The organism is Nocardiopsis synnemataformans, assembly GCF_965343085.1.
Classification (GTDB): Bacteria; Actinomycetota; Actinomycetes; order Streptosporangiales; family Streptosporangiaceae; genus Nocardiopsis; species Nocardiopsis alborubida.
Window position 1 is genome coordinate 40,568 of the sequence record NZ_CBDRFA010000031.1, and the last position, 22,868, is coordinate 63,435.

Below are 22,868 nucleotides of genomic sequence, written 5' to 3' on the forward strand. Positions count from 1 at the left end.
CCGACGTGACCCAGAAGGCCAACATCCTTCTCGTCGACGACCGCGACGAGAACCTGATCGCGCTGGAGGCCGCACTCACCTCACTCGACCAGAACCTGGTCAGGGCCAACTCCGGTGAGGAGGCGCTCAAGCACCTTCTGGGCACCGACTTCGCGGTCATCCTGCTCGACGTGGTCATGCCGGGGATGGACGGCTTCGAGACCGCCGCGCACATCAAGCAGCGCGAGAAGACCAAGGACGTGCCGATCATCTTCCTGACCGCCCAGGAGGTCGACCGGCACCAGGTCTTCCGCGGCTACGCCTCGCGCGCGGTGGACTTCCTGCTCAAGCCGTTCGACCCCTGGGTGCTGCGCTCCAAGGTCGAGGTGTTCGTGGAGCTGCACCAGCTCAAGGCGCAGATGCGCGAGCAGGCCCGCGCCCTCCAGCGCGACCTGGGCCAGGAGACGGGCGAGCCCGGCAAGGTCCTGGCCGAACAGCTGGCGCAGCGCTCCCACCAGGTGCAGGCCGACCTCGCCCAGCTGCGCGAGCACATCGTGACCAACTACCAGGACGTGGACCAGAGCCTCGTGGACGGCGTGCGCCGGGTGGACAGCGCGGTCTCGCGCCTGTCCACCCTGGTGGACACCCTCCACGGCCCCGAGTAGCGGCGACCCCCTCAGACGGAGGGCCGGGGCGGCAGCGCCAGACCGATGTGCTCGCCGATCTCCTCGATCAGGCCCAGGTCGGCCAGGCGGAAGCTGCCCCGGTTGCTGCGGCGGATCAGGGTGAGCGCACCGCGCACGCCCCGGCTGCCGCGCAGGGGGACCGACAGCAGCGAGCCCGCGCCCAGCATCGACAGCAGCGGCGCCCCGGACGGGGCGTGGCCGAGCACGGCCTCGTTCTCGATCAGCGGGAACAGCAGGGACTGCCCCCGGTCCAGCACCTCGCCCGGAATGTCGGAGTCGCCGGGCGCGGCCGAGGCCACCGCCTCCCTCTGCGCCGGGAGCGCGTCGGCCGGACCCGCGACCACGGCGCGGCGGGGCGCGTCGGAGGAGATGGGCAGGTCGCACACGTCCACGACCACCCAGTCCGCGTAGGAGTCGGCCAGCAGGTCGGCGGCGTCGGCCAGCGCGAGGGGCTCCCCGGCCCCGCCGGGCCCGGCCGAGCGCAGCAGCAGCCGCGTCATCCGGGTCAGCACGTCCAGCCTGCGCGCGGCCAGCACCACCACCTGGTCCTCCACCTCCGTCTCCAGCGGGGCGGGGCCCTCCTCCTCGACGCCGTTCATCGGCGGCGACATCGCGACCAGCACCAGCGGGTTGGGCTCGCTGGGCAGCTCCAGGCGCGTCAGGGTCAGGTGCACGTCCTCGGCCCAGCCGCGTTGGGCCAGCCGGGACTCCAGCGCGGCGTCGCCGTCGCCGCGCAGCACCGCGGCCAGCCAGGACTGCATGGCCGCGCGCTTGCGCAGGTCGACGAAGTGGGCGAAGGGCTTGCCGGTGAGGTAGCCCGGAGCGCTGCCCAGCCGCGCGGCCCCGGAGTTGTTGATGCGCCGGATGTAGCCCTCGTGGTCCAGCAGCACGGCGGGGACGCTCAGCTCCTGGAACATCGCGCGCAGCAGGGCCCGGTCGCCGTCGTCGCCCTGGCGGCGAGGCTCGGGCTGGGCGTGGGCCCGGGCCAGCTCGGCCCCCGCGTCGCCCAGCAGGCGTTCGGCGTATTCCAGCTCGGCCAGGGCCGCCTCGGCGGTGCCCTGGGCGTCGTCGGGATACATGGTGTGCGTGTTGCGCAGGGCCGCGATGCGTTCACCCAGTGCGGTGATCTCACGCTGCAACCCGGCGAGGTTCTCCGACACGCTCAGGTCTCCCGTCGTGGATGGCGTCTTCCCGAAGCTAGCGGATGTCCGCTCCCGCGGTCTCCCAAGGTTACGGTTAGTCCGAGCCCGGAAACGGAAGGAGGCCCCGACTGTGTGGATCGAACGCCTGGCCCGGGACATCGGCGCGCTGGGACAGGCGGACAGCACCACCCTGGAACGGGCCCTGGACCAGATGAGCAGGGCCGCGGCCCTGGGCGTCCCCGGCTGCTCGGCCGCACTCGTCGTGGTCTGGCGCGAGGTCGAGGGGGCCGACGGCTCCGTGCGGCACGTCGTCACCGACTACGGCGCCTCCCACGCCGACCTGTCCGCGGCCTTCGAGCACCAGTACACCACCGACCAGGGGCCCACCGTCGAGGCCGTCCGCGAGATGGGCCAGGTGCGGGTGGGCGACATCCTGCGCGAACCCCACCGCTGGCCCCGCTACACCAGCATGGCGGTCCAGTGCGGGGACCGCTCCTCCATCACCCTGCCGAGCCTGCTGCCCGGCGAGGGCGACGACCGGGTGATCACCTTCGGAGTGCACTCCGGCCGCGCCGACGCCTTCGAGGAGGAGGTCGTCGCCCCGCTGACCGCCCTGCTCGCCGAGCACGCCGCGGTGTCGCTGTACAGTGCCGGACGCCAGGCCGACGTGGCCAGGGAGACCGCCCACATGCGCCGGGCCATGTCCGCGCGTACGGTGATCGACCAGGCCAAGGGCATCATCATGCACGCCCGCGGCTGCGACGCCGACACCGCCTTCACCGCGCTGCGCGAGGTCGCCCAGCGCAACCGCAAACGGGTGGTGGACGTGGCCCGCGACCTCGTGGCGGAGAACACCGGCCCCCAGCCCCGGATGCGCCCCGACCGAAGGTGAACGGGCGGGCAACACCGGGCGATGAGTCCCGAGCGTGATCGAAAAGCGCCATGATGAGGGCTCGGGGCCGTCCCGGAACAAGAAGGAGAAGTGACCGTGACGTCAGACATCTCGATCCGTCGCGAGGATGGCGTCGTCGTCGTCACCCCCGCGGGGGAGATGGACGCGGTGACCTCTCCCGCGCTGGCCGAGGTCCTCGACGGCCTCCTGGCCGCCGAGCCGCCCCGGGGGGTGGTGGTCGACCTCGCCAAGGTGTCCTTCTGCGACTCGCGCTGCATCGGCGTGCTCGTCTCCGCCTACCGGCAGGCCCGCGACCTGGGCGTGGGGCTGGTGGTCGCCGAGCCCCAGCCGCAGGTCAACCGCCTGTTCGTGATAGCCGGAATCGACCAGGTCATCCCGATCGTGGCCAGCACCGGCACCGCGGCGGACTCCCTCAGGGGCTGAGCGGGGCCCGTGTCCCGGCCTCCCGGACGGCCCCGGGCTCCCCGGCCCCGTCCACGAAGTGCAGCCGTACCAGGGACCCCCCACCGCTGCCGCTGATCTCCAGGAAGTCGCAGGTCTGCCGGGTGATCCACAGCCCGTACCCGCGCGGGCGCATGCTGTCGGCCGGACGGTAGCCGGTGAGCGGGTCGAAGAGCCCGCCGCGCTCGTCGAACACGTCGCACACCCACCGCCCCGGGGCGCGCCAGACCTGTACGGTGCCCTTGCCCGCGCCGTGCTCCAGCACGTTGGCGGCCAGCTCGTTCACCGCCACCACCAGGCTGTCGATCCGCTCGGGCGGGAACCCCACGGCCTCCCCGAGCGCCGTCAGGTCACCGCGCAGCCGCGGCAGGGACAGCCCGATCTCCAGCCGGTGCACGGGTCCGCTGACCGGCAGCGGCTCCGGGGCGACCGGCCGGGCGCCGAAGGCCGCCGTGCCCAGGTAGGCGGGGTTGGACCGGGGCCCGTCGGGCTCCACCAGCACCGGGTGGGTGGCCAGGACCGCGGACCGCGTCCGCGGGGTCAGGTCCCGGTCGTCGTGGACGCACAGCAGACTCAGCCGCTGCGGGGCCAGCGCCGTGGACAGCACCGACTCCAGCCGGTGCCACTCGCGCAGCTCCATCCCCGAGACCGGCAGCGGGGGCTCGGCCACCACGACCACCGGCACGGGGTCGTGGACGAGCGCCAGGCGGTGCAGGGCGGCCAGGGTGCGCCCCGGGGCGTCGTAGAACCGGTCCCGCTCCAGGACGTGCACGCGCTCGCGTTCGGAGGCCGACAGCGCCCGGGTGAGCGCGACGGCGCGGTCACCGGAGACGGCGAGCACCGCGTGGGCGTTTTCGCGTACGGCTGAGCGCAACCGCTGCCGGGCCACCTCGTGGAACCGCTGCCCGCGGCGGAAGAGCAGTCCCTGGTGTTCGAAGGTCATCGGTACGTGGCGTCCGCGCCCGGAGCCGGCCGTCCGGCCGCCGGGCGCCACTGTCTGTGTACCCGTTCCGACCCCTCCGAGGAAACCCCGGGGGACCGGTCGGACGGGCACGCTGTCGGGACGGGCACGGCTCAGTGTGCGGTCCCGGACAGTAGCAGACCGTCCGTCTCGTCCTCGTCGGCGCGGTCCTGTTCCGTCTGCTGCGGGCGGGAGCGCTCGTAGGCGAGCTCCGTCTCGACGGCGATCCGCTGCCATGTGAACCGGGAGCGGGCCCGGTCCACGGCGGCGATGCCGTACGCGGTGCTCATGGTCGGGGTGTTGAGGACGGAGCGCACGGAGCGCACGACCTCGTCGGGGCGGCCGAAGCGCATCAGCACGCCGCTGGTGCGGTGCAGGACGGCCCCCGGAGTGGCGCCGGTGGCGGTGGCCACCACGGGCAGGCCGCACGCCATGGCCTCCAGCACGGCCCCGCCGTAGGGTTCGTAGGAGGCGGCGGACACGTACACGTCCGCGGAGCGCAGCAGGCGGGGCAGCTCCTTGCGCTCCACGGGCCCGGCCAGGTGGACGCGGTCGTCCACCCCGGCCTCCTTGGCCAGGAGCTCGATCCGGCGGGCGTTCTCGTCGAGGGCCACGTCCAGGTCCTCGGCGGTGGAGACGAGCAGCAGCTCGGCCTCGGGGAGGCGGGTCATGGCCTCCACGAGCCGGTCGGCGCCGCCTGCCTCGGTCAGGGAGGTGACCGAGACCAGGCGGGCGCGCTCCTCGCGCCGGGAGTGCCAGTGCTCGGCGGAGGCGCTGCCCTCCACGCTGAAGTGGTCGGGGTCCACACCGAAGGGCACGACGTTGACGTGGTGGCGGGGGACGCCGAGGCGGGCCAGCTCGACCTGCTGGTCGGTGGAGTTGACCAGCACGCGGTCGGCGCGCGAGGCGAGGATGGTCTCCATGCGGGCGCGCTCGGGGTGGTGGCCGAGGCCGGAGCGCTGCTCGCTGGCGTTGAGGGAGTGGAAGGTCTGCACGATGGGCGTGCCGCTCTGGTCGCCCTCGCTGTGCGCCTGGGCGTGCAGGGCGGCCAGACCGCTGGTCCAGCCGATCGCGTGCAGGACGTCGGGGTGGTCCTCGTCCAGGACGGAGGCGAGGGCGCTGCCGAAGGCGCCGGTGTGCTCGGCGTGCTCCTCGGCGGGCAGCGGCCGGGCCGGACCGGCGTCCAGGTAGGCGACGGAGACGCCGCGCGCCATGCGGGTGCGGCCGTCGGGCTGGTCGGGGTCGCTGCGGCGGGCGTAGACCGTCACCCGGTGCCCCCGCTTGGCGAGCTGCCGGGACAGGGCGCACACGTGCAGGCTCGCGGGGCAGGCGGGTTCTCCCCTGTGTGCGGGGAGGGGATTGGCGTGTTCGGCGACCATGGCGATCTTCACTGGGCTGAACTCCTTGGACACGGTCTCGTCGGTGTCCGTCGTAGGTGCGCCCGAGGCGACTCCGGAGCGGGGATCGGAGTCCTCACGGGTGGGGCTGGGGCCGTCGTGCTGGTCCTCGGGCCGTGGGGCCGGGTCCGGCGGAAGGAGGCTGCGGGGAGGAGGCACGGTCAGGGGAGGGCGGCACACGGTGCCGGGCGCCGCGCCGGTGGAGGCCTCCCGACAGCACGAGGAGCCGTAGGCGCGTGGCGCTTACGGCTGCCGCTGAGCGGAGGAAGAAGAGGAAGAAAGAAGGGAAGACGCACGAAGATCACACCAAACGACCGGTCGGGGAAGACTGGGGCCACCGTGCGTGACAGGATGATGCCGCACGGGGCTGGTCGTGTGTGTCTGCGTCTTAGACACCCAACGGGGCCCATTCTGCCAGACGGTTCACGTCTCGACAACGTGACGTCGATCCGGCACCAAGAACTCCGGGGTTTCGGTGCCGTCCGTAACCTCGGAGTTCTCCCCGTTGGTCTGCGGTTTCGCGGTACCCGTGGGTGGCCCCTGTCGGGGCGGCGGTACCGCCGCTACTGTCAGACCGGAACACCGTGAGCGCGCGGCGCGGACCGCGGATCGCCCGGCACGACACTTCTGGCGGCGGGAACCGGGGCGGGAACTGCGTATCCGGGTGTTTTCCGCCATGATGTACGCGGATTTTGACCCACTCCGGCGGTGGCTCGGTACGGTGACAGAATCCAGACGTTGAACGGGACTCGACCAAGGCCCGGCGCGGGGCGCCGGGCAACCGGCCACGGCCGATGAAACGGGAGGAAGGGCGTATGGGTGTCGCTGGTGGGGAAGTCATTGTCACGGCCCTCACGCACCGGGGCGCTATCCGCCCCGCCAACGAGGACGCCGCCGTCATGGGTGCCCTGACCGTCGCCAGTGCGAACATGACCTCGCCGGTGCGCTGCGTCCTCCCGGTCGGGGAGCCCGTCATCCTGGCGGTCGCCGACGGGATCGGCGGTCAGGCCGCGGGGGAGATCGCCTCCGAGCACGCCGTGCACCGCATGGCCGAGATGGGGCCGCGTCTCAACGGCCCCGAGGAGATCGCCCAGCTGCTGAGCAACATCGACGAGGAGATCAAGGACCACGCCACCCAGCACACCGAGTTCTCCGGCATGGGGACCACGGTCGCGGGCGTCCTGCTCAACAACGACGGCAACTTCTGGTTCAACGTGGGCGACTCCCGCACCTACCGCCTGGAGGGGCGCCGCCTGCGCCAGCTCTCGGAGGACGACTCGCCCGCGCTGCCCCCGTCCGAGGACGGCCGCCCGGTCACCACGAACTTCATCACCCAGTCCCTGGGCGGCAGTTCGGGCGGCACGATGGTCCCGCACGTGGGCCGGGACGACGCGGCCGACCCCAGCGCCTGGCTCATGTGCAGCGACGGCCTGTCCGACCTGGTCCTGCCCGAGGAGATGGAGCGGATGATCGCCGAGGCGGGCAGCGACGAGGCCGCCGTGTACGCCCTGTGGCAGGCCGCCATGGAGGCGGGTGGCAAGGACAACATCAGCATCCTGCTGGCACGCCGCGTCTGACCCGTCCCGACCGAGTCGGCCCCGGCGGTCGGCTCCCGTCCCCCCCCGACCGAGTCGGCCCCGGGCCCGCCCACCGACCCCTGAACCCCCCATCCGCCAGCATCCCCCGACGCACGGCCCCGGCCCCCGCGCGAGCGGACGCCGTCGACGCCTCCCGTGTCCGCCCTCCCCGTCACCGGACGGGCGGACCGCACGCCGGACACGACGAGGGGCCCGTACGCCCTCCCCCCGCTGGGGAGGCGCGTACGGGCCCCTCGGCCGTCTCGCCGGTACCTACTTCCGCCCGGCGTCCCCACCCGGGCGCCTGCGCATGCGCACGGCCACGAGAACGACCGCGGCGATACCGGCGACCGCGACGACGGCCACGACCGCCAGCGCCACCGGCGACACGCCGCCCGACTCCTCCTCGCCCGCGGCCTCGTCCGCGTTCACCTCGTCGGAGGGCTCCTGCGCCTGCTCCTGCGCCGTCTCCCCGGCGGGCTCCTGCGCGGTCTCGCTCTCCTCGGGCTCCGGGGCCGCCGCGGCGACGGCCTCCTCGGTCACCGAGAACGTCAGGGTGTCCTGGATCGGGTGGCCGTCGGAGGAGACCACGCGGAACCCGATGGTGTACTCACCGGCCTGGTCCAGCGGGGCCAGGCCCACCGACACGTCCGTGCCGTCGAAGGCCAGGTCCCCCTCCTCGTAGGTGGTCTCCTCGTCCGGCCCCGTGACGACGACGGCGCTGCCGCTGCCGCCCTCCATCGGGGAGTTGTTGAAGCTCAGCACGACCTCCTCGGGCACGGTGTCCAGGGTGGCCCCGTCCTCGGGGTTGGACCCGGTCAGGACGTCGTGCGCCAGCGCGGGCGAGGGGGCCAGGGCCAGGGCGGCCGCGGCGAGGGGGGCCAGCACGGCGGCGGCCGCGCGCGGGAGCGCGCGGGAGGGTTCAGCGGCGGTGTCGGGGGTGCGGGTGCTGCGGGTCATGGTGGTCATCTTCTCTCAGCGTTCGGTACGTTCCGGCGTGCGCGCGGGGGCGTCGCGAGGGGACGCCCCGGGGAGGGGGAGGCCCGCGCGGGCCGTGCGCCGAGAGCGCGACGGGCGGGGGAGCGGCCCGGGAGGCGGAGCCCGTGAGCGGTACACGGGCGCCGAACGCGAGGCCGGGCACGCGCAGTGGCGGCAGCGCCCGGATGAGCAGGGCGGTCAGGAACCACAGGGCCGCCTCGCCGTGGGCGAGCAGCGCCGACGCCAGCAGGGCCGCCCACAGGTGCGCGAACAGCATGCCGGGCGCGAGGCCGAGGGCGTGGGTGAGCAGGCCGTGTCCGGCGTGGCCGGCGCCTGTGTCGAGGATGCCGGGGGCGGCTTCGCCCGAGCCCTGGAACACCAGGTGCAGGAGGATCTGCACGCAGGCCATGACGGCGAAGATGTCGCCGAACCCGCGCATCGTGCGGGTGAAGTACCACAGCAGGGGGAACAGGACCGCGGTCGCCGCGGCCAGTCCCCCGAGGGAGGCGGGCGCCGCGGCCCACAGGTTGTGCCCGCCCCAGGCAAGCCCCGTGCACGCAGCGGCGAGGAGTGCCGTGCGCAGGAGGCGGAGCGTGCCGTGAGCGGGTCGCACGAGAAAGAACCTAGGCCGTGCCCCGGAGGGTCGCAAGATCCCCGGGGTGCGGCGGTCGCGCGGCCCGGGCGGGCCGGCGCAGGGCGCGGCCGCTCGGGCGGCGGGTGGGGCGAAGGCGGGTCGGCGGGGACCGAGGGGCTGGGCCGCCGGGCGGACTGACGTCCTCCGGCGGCCCCCGTCGCCCTCGTCAGTGACGACCGGCCGGGACGAGTTCGCGACGCATGTAGCGGCGCTCCTCGGGGGTGGTCCCACCCCAGACTCCGTGAGCCTCTCCCGCCCGCAGGGCCCACCGCAGGCACTCCTGGCGAACAGTACAGCTGCGGCAGACGGCGATGGCCTGCTCGGTGTCGGCGCGCCCGATCCCGGTGCTGCTCACCGGAAAGAAGATCTCCGGGTCCTGCGAGCGGCAGTTGCCCTGCTGGACCCAGTCCTCGCTCTCGTGGTACAGGCGGTTCACGGGCGCCTCCGATCCGTGGCTGGTGGTCCCTGGCCCCGTGCCGTGCTTCCACGGCCGGGTCAGGGGGCTTCTCCGCCCCACCGCCCACGGGTGATCGACCCGGGAACCGCGGCGCGGCGATGCGACCAATTGTAGTACGACCCAGCGTAGTACTACACGGAGTCTGCGTGAAAAAACCGGAAATCTCAAGGACGTCCCCGGGCGTGGGCCCGCCGCGCCCTTCCGCGTGTCGGCGTTGCGCGTGTGCCCCGGGCCCCTTCCGGCGTACCGTGTGGCGCGAGCCGGGAGCCCAAAGTGGCGTTATGTCGCGAGCTTTCCACCGAATCGTTGTGACTTAACGCACGCTTAATATTGCTCTGCGAGGATCTATGTTTGACCCTGACGGCTGTCGGCCCCCCGGGCGCGAACGGCTGCCCTCCCCGGCGGCGCCCCGGATCCGGCCCGCACGGCCACGGCGTCGAACCCCCTGTTGGGCAGGGCGTGAGCGCGTGTCCCGTCCGCTCCCGGGCGACCCCCGAACGTCCTGGTCAGAGCTTTGGGGCACTACTAAATAAACAGGCCCTACCCGTGAGCGGTCTGCCCAAACATCCGCGGGCGGCCTCCGCGAAATGTCATTGACATTCGTTCGCTAAGTTCGATCGACGTGCCACATCTACGAACGAACCTCCAAGCACGCGACCGGACTGACACCGGGGCCACGGCCTCGGAAGACCCAGGCGCCGCGGGCCGTGGAGGCGTGCGCCTGTCGCACCCGTCCCCGGAGGACGGGCCGCACATGTGGCGGCTGGCGCGGGAGAACGGCATGGACGTCAACTCCCCGTACGCCTACGCGCTCTGGTGCCGGGACTTCGCCACGACCAGCGTCGTCGCCCGCGACGACGAGGGCCGTGTCGCGGCCTACGTCACCGGCTACGTGCGGCCCGACAGCTCCGATACGTACTTCCTCTGGCAGGTCGCCGTCGACTCCGCGTACCGCGGACAGGGGCTGGCCCGCCGGATGCTCGACTTCGTCGGCGACCGGATCGCCGACAGCGGCCTGCGCTACCTCGAAGCGACCGTCACCGCCGACAACACCGCCTCCCGCGCCCTGTTCGCCTCGTTCGCCCGAGACCGGGACGCCGAGGCCGTGTGGAGTCCGCTCTTCACCGGGGAGCACTTCCCGCAGGGGGACACCCCGCACGACCCCGAGGACCTCGTACGCATCGGACCCCTCGGAGCCGGGCCCGGAGCATGACCGATCGTCCGCGCCGGACCCGTCCGACCCACCCCGTCGCCCAAGCCATGAGCCCACGAACCTGGGATAAAGGAACCGAGGAACACACGATGGAGACCTTCCAGCGCCTGGAGTCCGAAGTCCGCGGATACTGCCGGAACTGGCCGGTCGTGTTCGACCGGGCCGTCGGTAGCCACGTCTACTCCGAGGACGGCAAGCCCTACCTCGACTTCTTCGCGGGAGCGGGGTCGCTCAACTACGGGCACAACAACCCCGAGCTGAAGACCTCGCTCATCGAGTACCTGACCGACGACAAGATCGTGCACAGCCTCGACGCCTACAGCGTGGCCAAACGCGAGTTCCTGAAAACCTTCGAGGAGATCATCCTCAAACCCCGGGGCCTGGACTACAAGATCCAGTTCCCCGGACCCGCGGGCAACAACGCGGTCGAGGCCGCGCTCAAGCTGGCCCGCAAGTACACCGGTCGCGAGACCATCGTCAACTTCACCAACGGCTTCCACGGCATGACCCTGGGCGCCCTGGCCGTCACCGGCAACTCGATGAAGCGCGGCGGCGCGGGCGTGCCGCTGGGCCACGTCGCCACGATGCCGTTCGACAACTACCTGGACGGCAAGACGCCGGACTTCCTGTGGCTGCGCAGCCTGCTGGACGACAGCGGCAGCGGCCTGGACAAGCCCGCCGCCGTCATCGTCGAGACGATCCAGGGCGAGGGCGGCATCAACGCCGCCAGCGCCCAGTGGCTGCGCGAGCTCTCGGAGCTGTGCCGCGAGTACGACATCCTCATGATCGTCGACGACATCCAGATGGGCTGCGGCCGCACCGGCGACTTCTTCAGCTTCGAGGAGGCCGGGATCACCCCGGACATCGTCACGCTGTCCAAGTCCATCAGCGGTTACGGCCTGCCCATGGCCCTCACCCTGTTCAAGCGCGAGCTGGACGTGTGGGAGCCGGGCGAGCACAACGGCACCTTCCGCGGGTTCAACCCGGCCATGGTGACCGCCAGCGAGGCCCTGCGCCGCTACTGGAGCGACTCGGCCTTCGCCGACTCCGTCAAGGCCAAGGGCGACATGGTCGCCGCCCGCCTGGCCGAGATGGCCGCCGAGCACGCCGAGTTCGGCGCGCACGTGCGCGGCCGCGGCATGGCCCGGGGCTTGGCCTTCGAGCGGACCGACATCGCCAAGAGGGTCGCCGCCGAGTCCTTCGACCGGGGCCTGCTCCTGGAGACCTCCGGCCCCGAGGACGAGGTGGCCAAGCTCCTGCCGCCGCTCACGGCGAGCGAGGAGGAGCTCACCGCCGGTCTTGACATCATGGCTGACGCGGCCCGTGCCGCGGTCAAGGCGGCTCAGCCCGCCTAGGAAGTCTCCAGCCAGGGGACTCCACACCCACGTGGGTACGGGGCCGGGCGGCGACCCTCGGGACGTCGCCCGGCCCCGTACCCGTGCCGCATCACCACAGGAAGCGCTCAGAGCGCGTAGAGGGGGACACAGTGATCGTTCGCAGCATGGACGAGGTCAACGACACCGACGCCGACATCAAGACGGAGAACTGGCGCAGCCGTCGGATCGTCCTGGCCAAGGACAAGGTCGGCTTCTCCTTCCACGAGACCGTCCTGTACGCGGGCACCGAGTCGACCTTCTGGTACGCCAACCACGTCGAGCTCGTGCACTGCATCGAGGGCGAGGCCGAGCTGACCAACGAGGAGACCGGGGAGAAGCACACCATCACCCCCGGCACCCTCTACCTGCTCAACGGCCACGAGAGGCACACCGTCCGCCCGAAGACGGACTTCCGCGTGCTGTGCGTGTTCAACCCGCCCGTCACCGGGCGTGAGGTGCACGACGAGAACGGCGTCTACCCCCTCGTCGTCGAGGAAGACGCCTAAGGGCCGTCCCAGGACTGTCAGACCACGCGGGCGGGGGCCGATCGGCCCCCGCCCGTTCGCGTCGGGAAACGGGGGCGCCGGGGCGACGCCGGGGCGTCCGCGCGGTGTCGCGCGGATGGCGCCCCAGGGTGACGGGGGTTCGGACTCAGGGTCACGAGCACCAGGTGACCCGCCCTGAGCAGGCCAAAGGCCGGGTAACTCCGAGACTGCACGTGCATAACCAGTGCATAACGGACTAAACGGGTCCTGTTACTGCCGGTTCTGTCCGGGGAGGGAGACCCCCGTACTTATGCCGCCGCGCCCTGTCCCCGGGCGGCGGCCGCAGCCGCGGCCCTGGCGCCGCGGACCGCCCACACCAGGCATCCCGATCCGAATGCGCGGCACTGTCGTCCAGCCAGGCGAGAGCGCCGCCCCCCGTGAGTCTTTCGAGGAGCAGTCGTGAAGAAGCAGGTACCCGCAGTACGCAGAGGAGCCTGGGGCCGCCGTGACGCACTCCGACTGGGAGGCGTGGGGCTGGCCACCCTCGGCCTGGCCGCGTGCAGCCGCGTCGACGGCGGTGGCGGCGGGGAGGGGGAGGAGGGCGCCTCGACCCTGGACCGGCTGCGCGAACAGGGCTTCGTGGCCGTCGGCCTCGCCAACGAGATCCCCTTCGGCTTCGTCGACGACTCCGGCAACCCGGCCGGACAGTCCCCCGCCGTGGCCAAGGCCGTCTTCGAGGAGCTGGGCGTCCCCGAGATCCAGGCCTCCTCCGTGAACTGGGACGGGCTGATCCCCGGCCTGAACGCGAACCGCTTCGACGTCATCGCCGCCGGTGTGTTCATCACCCCCGAGCGCTGCGGGCAGGTCGCCTTCAGCGAGCCCACCGCGACCTCACCCGAGGCCTTCATGGTCGCGGAGGGCAACCCGCACGGCATCCAGCACTTCACGGACTTCGTCGACAACCCCGACCTCATGCTCGCGGTCCTCAACGGCTCGGTCGAGCAGAGCTACGCCGAGTACTTCGAGGTGCCCGAGAACCAGATGGAGCTCATCCCCAACCAGACCGCCGGCTACGAGCTGCTGGAGGCGGGGCGCGTCGACGCGATGTCCATGCTGAGCGTGTCCCACACCTACCTGCTCCAGGACCGGGGCGGCCCCTTCGAGGTCACCGAGGCGTTCTTCCCCGAGATCGACGGCCAGGAGGAGAAGGGCTGGGGAGGGCTGTGCTTCCGCCAGCAGGACACCCAGCTCCTGGAGGAGGTCAACCGGGTGATCGCCGAGTTCAAGGAGAGCGGACGCCTCCTGGAGCTGGGCGAGGAGTGGGGCTTCACCGAGGCCGACCTGCCCGACGACACGACCACCGCCGAACTCTGCGAGGGATGAACCCGCAGTGGACTTCCTGATCCAGCGACTGCCGCTCTACGCCGAGGGCGCATGGGTCACCATCCAGCTCACCCTCGGGGGCATCGCACTGGCCTTCGTCCTCGCCATGGTCTTCGGGATCATGGGGACGATCCGGCACTGGCTCCCCCGGGTCGTCGCCACGGTCTACGTGGAGGTGTTCCGGGGGATCGCCGCCCTGGTGCTGATGTTCTGGATGGCGTTCGCCCTGCCCCAGCTGACCGGTTACCAGCTGGCCGACAACTTCGCCGCGATCCTCGCCGTGGGCCTCAACCTGGGGGCCTACGGGGCCGAGGTCGTGCGCTCGTCCATCAACGCCGTGCCCAAGCCGCAGGTCGAGGCCACCGTCGCGCTGAACCTCTCCTGGTTCCAGCGGACGCGCCTGGTCGTGCTGCCCCAGGCCTGGGCCCAGATGCTGCCCACGTTCGGCAACCTCAACATCGAGTTGATGAAGGCCACCGCGGTGTCCTACCTCATCGGTGTGGCCGACCTGACGGCCGTGGCGCAGAACATGCGCCAGGCCACGGGTGAGACGGTGGTCGCCTTCATCGGCGCATTCGTCCTCTACTACCTGATCGCGCAGGTGCTCATCCTCGGCATGCGACTGCTCGAACGCCGCGCCAACCGCAAGCTGGGCCGCGCCGCGCCGGGCGGCGGAGGCCTGGCGTCCCTCCTGCGGCCCCCGGCCGTCGACGCGAAGGCGGGGGTGGCCAAGTGATGTTCTGGGACTTCGAGTGGACCTTCGAGGTCATGCCCGACCTGCTGGGCGGCCTGTGGGTGACCGTCCAGATCACCGTCCTGGGCTACCTGATCGCGCTGGTCCTGGGCCTGGCGATCGCCATCGCCCGCCGGACGCCGATCTTCGGCTCCGTCCTGCACGCGGTCATGGAGTTCATCCGGACGACCCCGCTGATCATCCAGCTGGTGTTCGTCTTCCTCCTGACCCCGGCCGACATCTCCGCGATGACCGTGGGCGTCGTCGTGATCGGCGTGCACTACGCGGCCTACACCGCCGAGGTCTACCGCTCGGGCATCGAGGGCGTGGCCAAGGGACAGTGGGAGGCGGCCCGGGCGCTGAGCCTGCCCACCAGCCGCACCTGGGGCGCCATCGTGCTGCCGCAGGCGATCCGCAAGGTCATCCCGGCGCTGGGCAACTACCTCATCGCGATGTTCAAGGACACGCCGCTGCTGCTGGCGATCAGTGTGCCCGAGTTGCTGACCGAGGCCCAGCAGGTCGGCAGCGCGGACTTCCGCATCGTCGAGGCCTACACCCTGGTCGGGATCCTGTTCCTCCTCGTGAGCATCCCGTCCGCCATCCTCATCCGACGACTGGAGCGACGCTATGCCGCCGTCTGACACCACCGTGAACGAAGAACCCCAGGGTGTCGGGAGCGGCTCCCAGGACCAGTCCCTGATCGTCTTCGACGACGTGGTGAAGCGCTTCGGCGACCTCACGGTGCTCGACCACCTGAACTTCTCCGTCGCCCCCGGCGAGCGGGTCACCCTCATCGGTCCGAGCGGTTCGGGCAAGACCACCATCCTGCGCCTGCTGATGACCCTGGAGAAGGTCACCGAGGGCGTCATCTGGGTGGGCGGCGAGCCCTTCAGCCACATGCGCAAGGGCCAGGGGCTGACCCGGGCGAACGAGTCCTACCTGCGCGCGCGCCGCAAGCGCATCGGCATGGTGTTCCAGCAGTTCAACCTGTTCCCGAACATGACCGTCCGGCAGAACATCACCGAGGCGCCCGTGCACGTGCTGGGCACCCCCAAGGGCGAGGCCAACGCCAAGGCCGAGGAACTGCTGGAGCTGGTCGGGCTCGGCGACAAGATCGACGCCCACCCGACCCAGCTCTCCGGCGGCCAGCAGCAGCGCGTGGCGATCGCCCGCGCGCTGGCCATGCAGCCGGAGATCCTGCTCCTGGACGAGGTCACCTCGGCCCTGGACCCGGAGCTGGTGGCCGGGGTCCTGGACGTGCTGCGCGAGATCGCCGAGACCACGGACATCACGATGCTGTGCGTGACGCACGAGATGGGCTTCGCGCGCGACGTCTCGCACCGGGTGCTCATGTTCGACCAGGGACAGATCGCCGAGGAGGGCACGCCGGAGCAGATCTTCGGCGACCCGAAGGAGGAGCGGACCAGATCCTTCCTCCGCTCGGTCCTGGACAACGGTTTCTGAAGGGCCTCCCGCGCCCGCGTACCGCCGGGGCCGCTCCTTGGGGAGCGGCCCCTCGGTGTGACGGGACATGTCGAGGCGAGTGACGACATACCGTAGTCATTAAGTAGCTTTTAGTTTCCCCTTGGGCAGAATGAGAGTTCTGAGACAGGGGGGACTCTTGTGACCATGGTGCGAAGATGGGGGCTCGTCTGGGGGGTACTGGTCGCCCTGCTGCTCGTCGCGGTCCCGATGCTCTCCCACCCCGTGCTGCGTTCCGACGTCCTCGACGACTCCCTGGTCCTCTTCCTGATCTCCTGGTCCCCGATGCTGATCGGCGGGATCCTGGCCTGGGCCATGGTCAGGGGCTTCGGCGCCCGCGAACAGCTGGACCGCCGCGTCGTCCAGGCGATGGACGGTCATCCCATCGTCCGCGAGCTGGGCTGGCTGGGGCTGTTCCTCACCGGCTTCGTGGTGTCCATGGCGCTGCTGTCGATGCTCTTCGCCACCTACGAGGCGGTGTTCGGCGCCGACCTGGCCATGTCCGAGGCGCTGGTCTCGCGCCTGCTGTTCCTGTTCACCCTGCCGCTGCTGGTCATGGACCGCTCCGGCATCACCCTGGACGGCAAGGGCACCGCCATGCCCGCGGTCGCCCTGAAGGTGTCCGAGCCCTGGCGCTGGCTCGGGATGGTCCCGATCGCCATCGCGCTGGTCCTGATCGGCTACCTGCTCATCCCGCGTCTGGGACTGCCGGGGCCCTCCCTCCAGCTGCTGGGCTACGTGCTCGCGTTCACCGTCATGGCGGTGTGCGAGGAGATCTTCTTCCGGGGGATGGTGCAGACCCGCCTGGAGATCCTCATGGGCCGTTGGGGAGGCATCGTCGTCACCTCGGTGGTCTTCGCCCTCACCTACGCCCTCATCCAGCCCTACGACGCGGTGTCCCAGCTGCCGGGGACCGACCTGGTGTACAACACCGGCCTGGCCCTGCTCACCTACGCCACGGCCAGCCTCCTCTACGGCTACCTGTGGACGTGCTTCCGCAACACGTGGATCCAGGTGGTGATGCGTGTCGGCATGTTCCTGATGCTCATGCCCCCCGACCTCCAGACCGGTGTCATGTGACCGGACCCGCCCAGCGGACGAACGGTAAAACCGGCGGTCAGGAGGAGGAAACCACGGCAGGAGCGGGCATAGGGCTACAGAGGGCCCACACCGGTCGTGTCGCGGTCATTTTCCCCTCACGGGGTTGTCACCTCGCGGTCATGGAAAAGGGGGAGTCTGCCCACTGTGAGCACGGAAACAGCGCCAACACCCGAGGGGCCCGCCGCCGGTACGCCCGAGCTTCCCGCCGACAGGTTCATGGACAGGGAGGAGGGGTGGCTCCGCTTCAACCAGCGCGTGCTCGAACTCGCCGAGGACGAGGACATCCCCCTCCTGGAACGCGCGCGGTTCCTGGCGATCTTCTCCAGCAACCTGGACGAGTTCTTCATGGTGCGCGTCGCCGGGCTCAAGCGCCGCCTGGCCACCGGTCTGGCCGTCGCCTCCTCCAGCGGGCACCACCCCCGCGTGCTGCTCGGGCGCGTCTCCCGGTTCACCCGCGAGCTCATGCTCCGCCAGGCCGCCTGCTTCCACGACAGCGTCGCGCCCGCCCTGCGCGAGGTCGGCATCCGCGTCGTGCGCTGGAGCGAACTGGAGACCGTCGAGCGCGAGAACCTGCGCGGCTACTTCCAGCGCTCCGTCTACCCGCTGGTGACGCCCTTCGCGGTCGACTCCGCGCACCCCTTCCCCTACATCTCCGGCCGCTCGCTCAACCTCGCGGTCGCCGTCCGCGACCCGCGCGACGGGCGCCGCATGTTCGCCCGGGTGAAGATCCCCAGCTCCCTGCCCCGCTTCATCGAGCTGGGCGACATCGAGGGCGGCCGGTTCGTCCCCGTCGAGGACATCGTCGCCGCCCACCTGCCCCAGCTCTTCGAGGGCATGCAGATCCTGGAGCACAACGCCTTCCGGGTCACCCGCAACGCCGACCTGGAGGTCGACGAGGACGAGACCGACGACCTCGTCACCTCCCTGGAGAACGAGCTGCTGCGCCGCCGCTTCGGCCCGCTCGTGCGCCTGGAGGTCGAACACGACATCAGCGACGAGGCCCTGGCCATACTCACCGAGGAGCTGGGCGCCGAGGAGGAGGAGATCTATCGGGTCCCCGGCCCGCTCAACCTCGCCGGACTGTCCCAGATCGCCGACACCGACCGCCCCGAGCTGCGCTACCCGCCCATGGTCCCCGTCGAGCCGCGCGCCCTGACCTCAGGCGACTTCTTCGCCGCCGTCCGCGAGCGCGAGATCCTCGTCCACCACCCCTACGAGTCCTTCGCCACCACCACCGAGCGCTTCCTGGCCCTGGCCGCCACCGACCCCGAGGTCGTGGCGATCAAGCAGACCCTGTACCGCACCAGCGGCGACTCGCCCATCGTGGAGTCCCTCATCGAGGCCGCCCGCGAGGGCAAGGAGGTCGTGGTCCTGGTCGAGATCAAGGCCCGCTTCGACGAGCAGAACAACATCCAGTGGGCCCGCAAGCTCGAACAGGCGGGCTGCCACGTCGTCTACGGCGTCATCGGCCTCAAGACCCACTGCAAGCTGTCCATGGTCGTCCGCCGCGACGACGACGGGCTGCTGCGCCGCTACTGCCACGTGGGCACCGGCAACTACAACCCGAGCACCGCCCGCATGTACGAGGACCTCGGCCTGTTCAGCGCCGACCCCGAGGTGGGCGAGGACGTCAGCGACCTGTTCAACAGCCTCACCGGTTTCTCCCGCAAGAAGCACTACCAGCGCCTGCTCGTGGCGCCCGCCGCCCTGCGCGAGAGCCTCCTCGAACAGATCGCCGTCGAGATCGACAACAGCCTCAAGGGCGAGCCCGCCCGCATCCGGATCAAGGTCAACTCCCTGGTCGACCTGGAGATCATCGACGCCCTGTACCGGGCCTCCCAGGCCGGAGTGAGCGTCGACCTGTGGGTGCGCGGCAGCTGCGTCCTGCGCGCCGGGGTGCCCGGCCTGTCCGACAACATCCGGGTGCGCAGCATCCTGGGCCGCTTCCTGGAGCACTCCCGCATCTTCGTCTTCGCCAACGGCTGGCGGCCCCAGGTGTGGATCGGCAGCGCCGACCTGATGCCCCGCAACCTCGACCGCCGGGTCGAGGCCCTGGTGCGCGTGGCCGACACCGAGCAGTGCCGCAGGCTGGTGCGCCTCATGGACCTGGCGATGGACGACGGCACCTCGTCCTGGCGGCTCGAACCCGACGGAACGTGGACCCGGTTCACCCGCGACGGCGACGGGCGCCCGCTCACCGACCTCCAGGACAGCCTGCGCGGCGACCGCCACCTGCGCGTGGTGGAGGGCGGTTGACTTCCTCTCCTGCCCGAAGGCGGGAGATTCCGGAACCACCTAGTGGTGGTTCGAGGCCAGGGCCTCGTCACGGGTCGCCCCGTGGCCTTCCTGCTTCGTCACCGGTCGCCCCGTCGGGGAGGAGTCCCGTTGAGGTCTCACACCAGCTCCGCAGGCAGATGCCGCCAGCCCGGCGGCCCTGAGGTTGTTCGCCGCGTTCACATCCCGGTCGTGAGTGATGCCGCACCCGGGGCACGTCCACTCGCGTACGTGCAGCGGCAGCGACTCGTGCACGTAGGCGCACCCGGGGGTCGAGCACGCCTTGGAGGAGGGGAGGAACCGGTCCACCACGACCAGGTCCCGCCCGTACTAGGCGCACTTGTACTCCAGCATGGTGCGCAGCTCACGCCAGGCCACATCCGAGATCGCCCGGGACAACCGACGGTTCCTGATCAGATTGCGTACGGTCAGGTCCTCGATCACGACCGCTTGGTTCTCGCGGACGAGTCGAGTAGTGAGTTTGTGCAGGAAGTCGCGCCTGCGGTCGGTGATGCGGGCGTGCACCCGCGCCACCCTGCGGCGGGCCCTGTCCCGGTTCGCGCTGCCCTTGGCCTTACGGGCCAGCGTCCGTTGGGCCCGGGCCAGCTTCGCCCGGTCACGCTGTTCGTGGCGGGGGTTGGCCACCTTCTCCCCCGTGGACAACGCCACCAGCGACGTCACACCCATGTCGACGCCGACCGCGTGGTGGTCGGCTGGGGCCGACGTGATGGTGTCCTCGCACAGGAGCGAGACGAACCAGCGCCCGGCGGCATCACGCGACACCGTCACGGTCGAAGGATGGGCGCCTTCGGGCAGGGGACGCGACCACACGATGTCCAGGGGTTCGGCCATCTTGGCCAAGGTCAGATGCCCGTCGCGGTAGCGGAACGCGCTCGCGGTGTACTCCGCCGAGGCGCGCGACTTCTTGCGCGACTTGAACCGCGGGTACTTCGTGCGCCGGTCGAAGAAGTTGCGAAAAGCGGTGTGCAGGTGGCGCAGCGTCTGTTGCAGCGGGACACAGGAGACCTCGGTGAGGAAGGACAGCTCCTCGGTCCTCTTCCAGGCGGTGAGTGCCGTGGAGGAGTCGGCGTAGGAGAGCCTCCGCTGGTCGGTGTGCCAGGCGGCGGTGCGTTCGGTCAGGGCGCGGTTGTAGACCAGGCGCACGCATCCGAACGTGCGCGACAGCTCGGCCGCCTGCGCATCGGTCGGATAGAAGCGGTACCGGAACGCCCGCTTCACGCTCTTCCTCGTCATGGAACACACCGTAGCGACCGCTCTGCGATCGCGTGAGCCGAATCCAACAGAAAGTCACGAGAAGGGAGAGGGCGTGTTCTTCCCGTTCTGAAGGGCGGGGTTTCCACGCCCAACAAACAGATGAGCACCATACCGAACGGGGGCGACGTGGAGGGATCGGTCGAGGGCGTCCGCGGATCCGGACCCCTGCGCGAGACGGCGGTCGGCGGCTACCTCGAACCCATCCGCGCGGCGGGCGCCCTGCTGTGGCGCGAGGGCCCGGGCGGCACCGAGATCGTCCTCGTCCGCAGACCCGACCGGGGCGACTGGTCCCTGCCCAAGGGCAAGCTCAAGAGCCGTGAGCACCCCGTGACCGGCGCGGTCCGCGAGGTGGTCGAGGAGACCGGCCTGACCCCCGTGCTGGGCCGCAGGCTCCCCCCGCAGCGCTACCTCAAGGACGGCTGGCCCAAGCAGGTGGAGTGGTGGGCGGCCACCACCGCCGACCCCGCGGCGGGGATCGACTACCCGCCCAACGAGGAGGTGGACCTGGTCGAGTGGGTGCCGGTGGACACGGCCCGCGAACGGCTCACCTACGACCACGACGTGCGGGTGGTCGACAACTTCCTGGCCGGACCCGCGACCACCTTCCCCGTCATCCTGCTGCGGCACCTGTCCGCGGGGGACAAGGGAGCCTGGACCGACGACGACATCCTGCGGCCCCTGGACGGGACCGGGCGCGCCGACGCCCTGGCCCTGGCCCGGGTGCTCAGCGCCTACGGGCGGCCCCGGGTGGTGACGTCGGCGGCGGCGCGGTGCACCGAGTCTCTGCTGCCCTACACGGTGGAGTACGACGTGCCGACGCGCACCGAACGCGCGTTCACGGTCCACACGCCCTCCGACGGGTCCTCCGGCGGCTCCCCGCACGGAGTGGAGGAGGCCCGCGAGGCGTTCGCGCGCGTCCTGGCGGAGGGAAGGCCGACCGTCGTGTGCACGCACGGCGAACTCGTCCCGCAGCTGATGGCCGAGGCGCTCACGCGGCTGGACGCGCCGTTCTCCCAGCAACTGGGACTGCGCAAGGGCTCCTTCTGGGTGGTGCACGTCACCGCGGAGGGCGGAGGGCTGGCGGCGGTGGAGCGGCACGCCGTCCGGGCCTGAACCCGGATCCGGCGGGGGTGCTCGGGACCGGGCCGCGCGGCGCTGCCATGATGCGGTCATGGCCAAACACAGGGTTACGCGGAGCGTCGTGGTCGACGCTTCCGCCAAGCAGATCTTCGACATCATCGCGGCGCCGGAGCGGCACGCCGAGTTCGACGGCTCGGACACCGTGCTCTCCAGCCTCTTCGGTCCGGAGCGGCTGGAGCGGGGCAGCGAGTTCGGCATGGACATGAGGATGTTCGGCGTCGGTTACCGGATCACCAACCGGGTGGTGGAGTACGAGGAGGACCGCCTCATCGCCTGGCGGCACTTCGGTCCGCACCGCTGGCGCTACGAGCTGGAGGAGCTGGCGGAGGGGGGCACCCGGGTCACGGAGACCTTCGACTACTCCAGGGGTCTTCCGGCCTTCTACGTCCTCATGGGGATGCCCGCCAAGAACGCGCGGAGCATCGAGCAGACCCTGGTGCGGCTCAAGGCCGCGGCGGAGTCGCGGGAGGACTGACCGCTGCACGGTCGGACGCTGACACGGCAGGCGCCGCCCGCGGGTCGGGGGCCGCGGGCGGCGCTGCGCTGAGGAGAGCGGGCCCGCCGCGTCGGCGCCGCGCGCCCGCTCCTGCGCGGGCGCGTCGGGCTCAACCGGTCGCGCGGACCCGGACGGGACGGCTAGCGCCGGTCGTGGTCCTTGTCCTCGTCGTCCTCGTAGTAGCCGTCCTTGTGGTCCTTGTCCTTGTGGTCCTTGTCCTTGTCGCCGTGGTCGTGGTCGTGGCCCTTGCGGTCGTCGTGGCCCTTGCGGTCGTCGTGGCCCTTGCGGTCGCCGTGGTCGCGGTCGTCCTTCTTGCGGTCGTCGTGGCCGTCGCGGTCGCCGTGGTCGCGGTCGTCGCTCTTGCGGTCGTGGCCCTCGCGGTCGTCCTTCTTGCGGTCGTCGTGGCCCTTGCGGTCGCCGTGGTCGTGTCCGTTGTCACCGTTGTCGTGGTGCCAACCGTGGTAGCCGTTGTGCTCCTCATCCGCGACGGCGGGGGAGGAGGCGCCGATGACGGCACCGGCGGTCAGGGCCATAAGGGCGAGTCCAGCGATACGCTTCACAATAATCCTTGCTTTGAGTAGCCAGAAAATCACTGCCAGTGATGAATGTAAGCTGGCGACCCTCGTTTGGCCAGTTCATCGGCGCGGGGAAGTCACATTGATCTCGGGGAACGCTCGGATTCCACGACAGAACACGGAACGTCCCCACATGCCCTAAAGTTCGGCAAGGGCCCCTGTTCCACGCG

Annotated in this window: 22 protein-coding genes and 1 pseudogene; 15 read left to right on the forward strand and 8 right to left on the reverse strand. The window is 70.9% G+C overall.

All coding sequences use genetic code 11. From position 1 onward, the window contains the following. Positions 1 to 5: 5 nt before the first annotated feature. Positions 6 to 644, forward strand: a complete 639-nt coding sequence (locus ACSIH6_RS18830) for a response regulator (protein WP_150249704.1) — start codon at positions 6 to 8, stop codon at positions 642 to 644. 11 nt (positions 645 to 655) lie between these two features. Here the strand turns inward: ACSIH6_RS18830 and ACSIH6_RS18835 are convergent, their stop codons facing one another. Beyond that, entirely contained in the window at positions 656 to 1,825 is a 1,170-nt protein-coding gene (locus ACSIH6_RS18835; protein WP_435109606.1) for a GAF domain-containing protein, read from the reverse strand. Positions 1,826 to 1,937: 112 nt separating this feature from the next. On the opposite strand from ACSIH6_RS18835, the gene ACSIH6_RS18840 reads away from it, so the two are divergent. Both ACSIH6_RS18840 and ACSIH6_RS18845 read left to right on the forward strand, forming a co-directional pair. Continuing rightward, complete coding sequence (locus ACSIH6_RS18840) at positions 1,938 to 2,699, forward strand: ANTAR domain-containing response regulator (protein ID WP_061081872.1); 762 nt, start codon at positions 1,938 to 1,940, stop codon at positions 2,697 to 2,699. A 96-nt stretch (positions 2,700 to 2,795) separates the two neighbouring features. Beyond that, the gene (locus ACSIH6_RS18845) at positions 2,796 to 3,143 is read left to right on the forward strand and encodes an STAS domain-containing protein (RefSeq protein WP_026115296.1); all 348 of its coding nucleotides are present in this window, start codon (positions 2,796 to 2,798) and stop codon (positions 3,141 to 3,143) included. Here ACSIH6_RS18845 and ACSIH6_RS18850 read toward each other — a convergent pair. Further along, positions 3,133 to 4,104 carry an anti-sigma factor RsbA family regulatory protein gene (locus tag ACSIH6_RS18850; RefSeq protein WP_435109607.1) on the reverse strand — a complete coding sequence of 324 codons (972 nt, stop codon included), beginning with the start codon at positions 4,102 to 4,104 and terminating at the stop codon, positions 3,133 to 3,135. The genes ACSIH6_RS18845 and ACSIH6_RS18850 overlap by 11 nt on opposite strands. A gap of 131 nt (positions 4,105 to 4,235) precedes the next feature. Continuing rightward, positions 4,236 to 5,513, reverse strand: a complete 1,278-nt coding sequence (locus ACSIH6_RS18855; protein WP_435109634.1) for a glycosyltransferase — start codon at positions 5,511 to 5,513, stop codon at positions 4,236 to 4,238. Between the two features lie 821 nt (positions 5,514 to 6,334). Here ACSIH6_RS18855 and ACSIH6_RS18860 point away from each other — a divergent pair. Continuing rightward, the gene (locus tag ACSIH6_RS18860) at positions 6,335 to 7,096 is read left to right on the forward strand and encodes a PP2C family protein-serine/threonine phosphatase (RefSeq protein ID WP_435109608.1); all 762 of its coding nucleotides are present in this window, start codon (positions 6,335 to 6,337) and stop codon (positions 7,094 to 7,096) included. Positions 7,097 to 7,369: 273 nt separating this feature from the next. Here the strand turns inward: ACSIH6_RS18860 and ACSIH6_RS18865 are convergent, their stop codons facing one another. The 3 genes from ACSIH6_RS18865 to ACSIH6_RS18875 form a co-directional block, all read right to left on the reverse strand. Then, the gene (locus tag ACSIH6_RS18865) at positions 7,370 to 8,056 is read right to left on the reverse strand and encodes a copper resistance CopC family protein (RefSeq protein WP_435109609.1); all 687 of its coding nucleotides are present in this window, start codon (positions 8,054 to 8,056) and stop codon (positions 7,370 to 7,372) included. Beyond that, positions 8,019 to 8,687, reverse strand: a complete 669-nt coding sequence (locus tag ACSIH6_RS18870) for a copper resistance protein (RefSeq protein ID WP_435109610.1) — start codon at positions 8,685 to 8,687, stop codon at positions 8,019 to 8,021. The genes ACSIH6_RS18865 and ACSIH6_RS18870 overlap by 38 nt, the downstream gene beginning before the upstream one ends. Positions 8,688 to 8,874: 187 nt before the next feature. After that, positions 8,875 to 9,144, reverse strand: a complete 270-nt coding sequence (locus ACSIH6_RS18875) for a WhiB family transcriptional regulator (RefSeq protein WP_017567881.1) — start codon at positions 9,142 to 9,144, stop codon at positions 8,875 to 8,877. A gap of 736 nt (positions 9,145 to 9,880) precedes the next feature. Between ACSIH6_RS18875 and ectA the strand changes: the two genes are divergently transcribed. From ectA to ACSIH6_RS18920, 9 genes are all read left to right on the forward strand, one after another. Further along, positions 9,881 to 10,378 carry a diaminobutyrate acetyltransferase gene (gene ectA, locus ACSIH6_RS18880; RefSeq protein ID WP_435109611.1) on the forward strand — a complete coding sequence of 166 codons (498 nt, stop codon included), beginning with the start codon at positions 9,881 to 9,883 and terminating at the stop codon, positions 10,376 to 10,378. Between the two features lie 89 nt (positions 10,379 to 10,467). Then, positions 10,468 to 11,733, forward strand: coding sequence for a diaminobutyrate--2-oxoglutarate transaminase (gene ectB / locus ACSIH6_RS18885; protein WP_435109612.1), 1,266 nt, complete (start codon positions 10,468 to 10,470; stop codon positions 11,731 to 11,733). 131 nt (positions 11,734 to 11,864) lie between these two features. After that, positions 11,865 to 12,260, forward strand: coding sequence for an ectoine synthase (locus ACSIH6_RS18890; RefSeq protein WP_435109613.1), 396 nt, complete (start codon positions 11,865 to 11,867; stop codon positions 12,258 to 12,260). Positions 12,261 to 12,767: 507 nt separating this feature from the next. Next, positions 12,768 to 13,622 carry an ectoine/hydroxyectoine ABC transporter substrate-binding protein EhuB gene (gene ehuB / locus ACSIH6_RS18895; RefSeq protein WP_435109635.1) on the forward strand — a complete coding sequence of 285 codons (855 nt, stop codon included), beginning with the start codon at positions 12,768 to 12,770 and terminating at the stop codon, positions 13,620 to 13,622. Between the two features lie 7 nt (positions 13,623 to 13,629). Beyond that, positions 13,630 to 14,358, forward strand: a complete 729-nt coding sequence (gene ehuC / locus ACSIH6_RS18900; RefSeq protein WP_435109614.1) for an ectoine/hydroxyectoine ABC transporter permease subunit EhuC — start codon at positions 13,630 to 13,632, stop codon at positions 14,356 to 14,358. Then, a complete protein-coding gene (gene ehuD, locus ACSIH6_RS18905; protein WP_435109615.1) occupies positions 14,358 to 14,996 on the forward strand; it encodes an ectoine/hydroxyectoine ABC transporter permease subunit EhuD in 639 nt (212 codons plus the stop codon). Before ehuC ends, ehuD begins: the two co-directional genes overlap by 1 nt. Continuing rightward, entirely contained in the window at positions 14,983 to 15,819 is an 837-nt protein-coding gene (gene ehuA, locus ACSIH6_RS18910) for an ectoine/hydroxyectoine ABC transporter ATP-binding protein EhuA (protein ID WP_435109616.1), read from the forward strand. Before ehuD ends, ehuA begins: the two co-directional genes overlap by 14 nt. A gap of 165 nt (positions 15,820 to 15,984) precedes the next feature. Then, positions 15,985 to 16,917: a CPBP family intramembrane glutamic endopeptidase gene (locus tag ACSIH6_RS18915; RefSeq protein ID WP_435109617.1), complete on the forward strand. Its 933-nt coding sequence runs from the start codon at positions 15,985 to 15,987 to the stop codon at positions 16,915 to 16,917. 165 nt (positions 16,918 to 17,082) lie between these two features. Then, on the forward strand, positions 17,083 to 19,194 hold the full coding sequence (locus ACSIH6_RS18920) for an RNA degradosome polyphosphate kinase (RefSeq protein ID WP_435109618.1): 2,112 nt from the start codon (positions 17,083 to 17,085) through the stop codon (positions 19,192 to 19,194). A gap of 39 nt (positions 19,195 to 19,233) precedes the next feature. Here the strand turns inward: ACSIH6_RS18920 and ACSIH6_RS18925 are convergent. Continuing rightward, positions 19,234 to 20,466, reverse strand: a pseudogene (locus ACSIH6_RS18925) (RNA-guided endonuclease InsQ/TnpB family protein). A 120-nt stretch (positions 20,467 to 20,586) separates the two neighbouring features. Here ACSIH6_RS18925 and ACSIH6_RS18930 point away from each other — a divergent pair. Both ACSIH6_RS18930 and ACSIH6_RS18935 read left to right on the forward strand, forming a co-directional pair. Further along, positions 20,587 to 21,600 carry an NUDIX hydrolase gene (locus tag ACSIH6_RS18930; protein WP_435109619.1) on the forward strand — a complete coding sequence of 338 codons (1,014 nt, stop codon included), beginning with the start codon at positions 20,587 to 20,589 and terminating at the stop codon, positions 21,598 to 21,600. A 58-nt stretch (positions 21,601 to 21,658) separates the two neighbouring features. Further along, the gene (locus ACSIH6_RS18935; protein ID WP_435109620.1) at positions 21,659 to 22,102 is read left to right on the forward strand and encodes an SRPBCC family protein; all 444 of its coding nucleotides are present in this window, start codon (positions 21,659 to 21,661) and stop codon (positions 22,100 to 22,102) included. A 161-nt stretch (positions 22,103 to 22,263) separates the two neighbouring features. On the opposite strand, the gene ACSIH6_RS18940 is transcribed toward ACSIH6_RS18935, so the two are convergent. Further along, a complete protein-coding gene (locus ACSIH6_RS18940) occupies positions 22,264 to 22,683 on the reverse strand; it encodes a hypothetical protein (RefSeq protein ID WP_435109621.1) in 420 nt (139 codons plus the stop codon). Positions 22,684 to 22,868: the final 185 nt, after the last annotated feature.